A 1,058-nucleotide genomic window follows, 5' to 3' on the forward strand; every position below is an offset into this window, starting at 1 on the left:
CGGCTTTGTTGAATAAATCGAACTTTTGCTGAGTTGAAGGATCAGATCACGTATCTTCCCGACAACGCAGACCGTTCCGTGGCAAAGCAAAAGTTCAAAATCACCAACTGGCCCACCTACAATAAAGCCCTCATCAACCGTGGCTCCATAACTTTCTGGCTGGATGATGAAGCTATTCAGGCCTGGTATGAGTCAGCAACACCTTCTTCACGAGGCAGACCTCAGCGCTATTCTGACCTTGCCATCACTACTGTGCTGGTCATTAAACGCGTATTCAGGCTGACCCTGCGGGCTGCGCAGGGCTTTATTGATTCCATTTTTTCTCTGATGAACGTTCCGCTACGCTGCCCGGATTACAGCTGTGTCAGCAGGCGGGCAAAGTCGGTTAATGTCAGTTTCAAAACGCCCACCCGGGGTGAAATCGCACACCTGGTAATTGATTCCACCGGGCTGAAGGTCTTCGGTGAAGGCGAGTGGAAAGTCAAAAAGCATGGCCAGGAACGCCGCCGTATCTGGCGTAAGCTGCATCTCGCCGTTGACAGTAAAACACATGAAATCATCTGCGCTGACCTGTCGCTGAACAACGTTACGGACTCAGAGGCCTTCCCCGGGTTAATCCGGCAAACCCACCGGAAAATCAGGTCAGCCGCCGCCGATGGCGCTTACGATACCCGGCTATGTCACGATGAACTGCGGCGTAAGAAAATCAGCGCGCTTATCCCTCCCCGAAAAGGTGCGGGTTACTGGCCCGGTGAATATGCAGACCGTAACCGTGCAGTGGCTAATCAGCGAATGACCGGGAGTAATGCGCGGTGGAAATGGACAACAGATTACAACCGTCGCTCGATAGCGGAAACGGCGATGTACCGGGTAAAACAGCTGTTCGGGGGTTCACTGACGCTGCGTGACTACGATGGTCAGGTTGCGGAGGCTATGGCCCTGGTACGAGCGCTGAACAAAATGACGAAAGCAGGTATACCTGAAAGCGTGCGTATTGCCTGAAAACACAACCCGCTACGGGGGAGACTTACCCGAAATCTGATTTATTCAACAAAGCC

At 52.7% G+C, this 1,058-nt stretch carries 1 protein-coding gene; it reads left to right on the top strand.

Going from position 1 to position 1,058, the window contains the following annotated elements:
- The first annotated feature begins 33 nt into the window (after window positions 1–33).
- A complete protein-coding gene (locus FHW04_RS23460; protein WP_013087110.1) occupies window positions 34–1,002 on the top strand; it encodes an IS5-like element IS903B family transposase in 969 nt (322 codons plus the stop codon).
- Window positions 1,003–1,058: the final 56 nt, after the last annotated feature.

It is taken from the genome of Pantoea sp. AN62, assembly GCF_050432985.1.
GTDB lineage: Bacteria > Pseudomonadota > Gammaproteobacteria > Enterobacterales > Enterobacteriaceae > Pantoea > Pantoea brenneri.